Source organism: uncultured Caballeronia sp. (genome assembly GCF_964243625.1).
GTDB lineage: Bacteria > Pseudomonadota > Gammaproteobacteria > Burkholderiales > Burkholderiaceae > Caballeronia.
The window spans coordinates 1-2,624 of sequence record NZ_CAXTGZ010000756.1; the positions used below are offsets into that span (position 1 = coordinate 1).

At 59.7% G+C, this 2,624-nt stretch carries 2 protein-coding genes and 1 pseudogene; 2 read left to right on the forward strand and 1 reads right to left on the reverse strand.

The window, feature by feature from the left end; genetic code table 11:
- A pseudogene (locus tag ACFFAR_RS30435) lies at positions 1-558 on the reverse strand (kynureninase); the annotation flags it as partial.
- A gap of 264 nt (positions 559-822) precedes the next feature.
- On the opposite strand from ACFFAR_RS30435, the gene ACFFAR_RS30440 reads away from it, so the two are divergent.
- Together ACFFAR_RS30440 and ACFFAR_RS30445 are read left to right on the forward strand one after the other, a co-directional pair.
- Positions 823-2,082 carry an ArgE/DapE family deacylase gene (locus tag ACFFAR_RS30440; RefSeq protein ID WP_375509145.1) on the forward strand — a complete coding sequence of 420 codons (1,260 nt, stop codon included), beginning with the start codon at positions 823-825 and terminating at the stop codon, positions 2,080-2,082.
- A gap of 133 nt (positions 2,083-2,215) precedes the next feature.
- The coding region (locus ACFFAR_RS30445; RefSeq protein ID WP_174365784.1) for a peptide-methionine (S)-S-oxide reductase at positions 2,216-2,624 on the forward strand (409 nt) is incomplete at its 3' end.

Below are 2,624 nucleotides of genomic sequence, written 5' to 3' on the forward strand. Positions count from 1 at the left end.
CGCGGCCATGTCGTGCATGGCGCCGGTGCGATAGTTCACGTGCGTGATCATTGCTAGGGCAGTGTTTTCATCGATGGCGCCGGGTATTTCCGACGCATGATCGACCAGTCGCAATTCGTAACCGCGATCCAGCTGTTCGATCAAACCCTGCGCAATGTAGAGATCCGTAGGGAAATTCGAGCGTTCCGAAACGATCACGCGACGCATGGGATCGCGCTCGTTTGCCACGCGCAAAGCAGCCGAGAGCACCTTGAAGAGATTGCTGGAAATGGTGTCGGTCACGACCACTTCGTCTTGCGCAGCGCCGATCAGCGGCGCAAGTTGGTTGCCAAGTCGCTTGGGTAAAGCGAACCATCCTGCCGTATTCCACGAGCGGATCAGGCCGTTACCCCATTCATTCGCGATGATTTCCGCTGCGCGTGAAGCGGCGGCCTTAGGCGGCACGCCGAGCGAATTGCCGTCCAGGTAGATCACGCCGTCATGCAGCGCGAATTGTTCGCGCAAGGCGGCTAGCGGGTCGTTATGGTCCAGTGCTGCGGCGTCGTCTCGGTGGTTCATTGAAGTGCTCATTGAATCTGTTGAAAGTGGGGTCAAGCTTAGCCGAGAAACGCCTTTGAATGATTGCAAAAGGAGCGCGGCCTTAGCGTGGCCCCGCAACAATGTTCGATTTAATTGGTTGCTAAAGGAGAGTTATTCAACGCGGTCCGTTATGTGCGGAATTTGCCTGTGGCTAGCAAGTCGCGCTTCGAGTCCGCTAAGCTGGTGGTTATAGCTCCAGATCGCTTTGGGCTTGCAGCCCTTACCCGACACTCATTCGCACATATGACCCATTCCGCCCTTGCCGCAACCTTGATGGCCCGCGTCGACAGCCAGTTCGACCTGGAAGTCGCGTTCCTTTCCGCGCTCGTGCAAAAACCATCGGACAATCCGCCGGGCGACTGCGCGGACCACGCCGAGATGGCCGCGAAATGGCTCGAGCAGATGGGCTTCAAGGTCGAGCGCCACGCAGTTCCCGCAAACGACGTCCACCGCACCGGCATGATCAGCGCAACGAACCTCGTGATTCGTCATCGCTTCGGCGCGGGACCTGTGATTGCGCTGAACGCGCATGGTGATGTCGTCCCGCCGGGCGATGGCTGGACCGCCGAGCCTTATGGAGCCGAGATCCGCGATGGCTTCATGTACGGGCGTGGTGCGGCGGTATCGAAGTCGGATTTTGCGACTTATGCGTTCGCGCTGAAAGCGTTGATCGACAGCGGCGCGGCGCTGGCAGGCACCATAGAGCTGCATCTGACTTACGACGAGGAAACCGGCGGCCTGATAGGACCCGGATGGCTTCTGAAGCAGGGCATAGTCAAGCCGGATTACGCGATTTGCGCCGGCTTTTCATACGCGATCACGACCGCGCACAATGGGGCAATCCACCTCGAAGTCACCGTGCGCGGCAAGTCGGCGCACGCCGCACGTCCTGATACGGGGCATGACGCGCTGGAAGCCGCGACGGCGGTGCTCAATGCGCTCTATGCACATCGCGCGCAATTGCGTGATATCCGCTCGAATACGCCGGGCATCGAACATCCGACGCTGGTGGTCGGCCTGATCAAGGGCGGGATCAATACGAACGTAGTGCCCGACAAAGTCACACTTCGGCTTGATCGCCGCGTAGTTCCCGAAGAAAACACGCAAGACGTGCTGCGCGAGCTCAAGTCGGTGATCCTGGCCTCGGCGAAAGATTTGCCGGGGATCGACGTGGATATCGAGGAAGTGCTCGTCACTTATCCGCTGCGTTCACTCGATGGCGCCGAACGCCTGTCGCAAGCTCTGCAACGCGCGGCCCGCGTTACATTGCAGCGCGACATTCCAACCGAAGGCGTTCCCCTTTACACCGATGCCCGCCTGTATTGCGAGGCAGGCGTGCCGACCGTTATCTTCGGCGCGGGGCCGCGCACGCTGCTCGAGGCGAATGGACATCGCGCGGATGAACGGGTGGCGCTCGACGACTTGAAGATTGCGACCAAAACCATTGCGATCGCGCTCGGCGACCTGCTCTACCCGGGCCAAGAGTCGCTTTCATCCAATTGACCCTTCTCTGACCTCTTGATTACATCTTTGTCATCAAGCATTTATCGTCTGCCGGTCGCGCTAACATGATGCGAAAGGCGCTTTGCGCGCGGCTTGCGCCGTTCGCAAAGCGCCCCGAACCCGGAGGCTCACCATGAATGTCCCGAAGCAAAAAACCTTGGCCACCCTGCGCTCGCGCGGTGCTGGCTTACTAAGCGCAATCAGCCTGGGCGCGACCGTCCTGTTCCTTTCGATGCACGTTGCACATTCTTCTGAAGCAGCGGTCGTGCTGGCGCCTCCCGCAGTCGATGAACCCGTGGGCGCCACGCATCAGGAAACCGCTGTCCTGGCTGGCGGCTGCTTTTGGGGCGTGCAGGGCGTGTTCCAGCACGTCAATGGTGTGACGAAAGTAGTTTCCGGGTACGCGGGCGGTCAGGCAAGTACTGCGCAGTATGAGACCGTAAGCGGCGGCCAGACCGGTCATGCTGAGTCGGTGCAGATCACTTACGATCCAACCAAAGTCACATACGGCCAGTTGCTGCAGATCTATTTCTCGGTTGCGC

Excerpts from the sequence above, each read along its gene's own strand:
- ACFFAR_RS30440 (WP_375509145.1), top strand. The coding sequence starts at position 823 with ATGACCCATTCCGCCCTTGCCGCAACCTTGATGGCCCGCGTCGACAGC.